Below are 451 nucleotides of genomic sequence, written 5' to 3' on the forward strand. Positions count from 1 at the left end.
GGCGGCGGAACCGGCGCGGGCGGATCGGGCGGATCGGGCGGGACCGGCGCCGGTTCCGGCGGAGGGTCGTGCGACATGGTGCGCTGGGTCCAGGACGCCGTGCGCGATGACCAGGCCGTGCGCCGCGCCGTCATCGCCGCATCCCAGGACATGGACGCGAACGGCCGCGCCATCCTGGTCTGGAACGGCGACTGGTTGCAAAGCCGTAACCAGGCCGGCAAGGGTCTGGCGGGCGTGCGCCAGGCCATCGCCCTGGAGGTCGCCTTCGCCCCGGCCGAATGCAAGCGCCAGCGCATGACAGGCCTGGCGGTCCTGAAGCTGGAAGACCGCCCCGGCGGCGCGCAACTGGCCTTGGGCAAGGGCAGCTGGCGCTGGTCGGACCTGCTGGGCGCGGGCTGAGGCGCCGGCGCCAAATCAGACGGTCGCATCGGAAAAACACCGTCTAATTCGT

The 451-nt window shown here is 72.1% G+C and carries 1 pseudogene; it reads left to right on the forward strand.

The annotated features are described in order from the left end of the window. Positions 1 to 399, forward strand: a pseudogene (locus B3T77_RS10930) (hypothetical protein); the annotation flags it as partial. Positions 400 to 451 lie beyond the last annotated feature (52 nt).

The sequence above is a fragment of the Brevundimonas sp. UBA7838 genome, assembly GCF_002500885.1.
Lineage (GTDB): Bacteria > Pseudomonadota > Alphaproteobacteria > Caulobacterales > Caulobacteraceae > Brevundimonas > Brevundimonas vesicularis_C.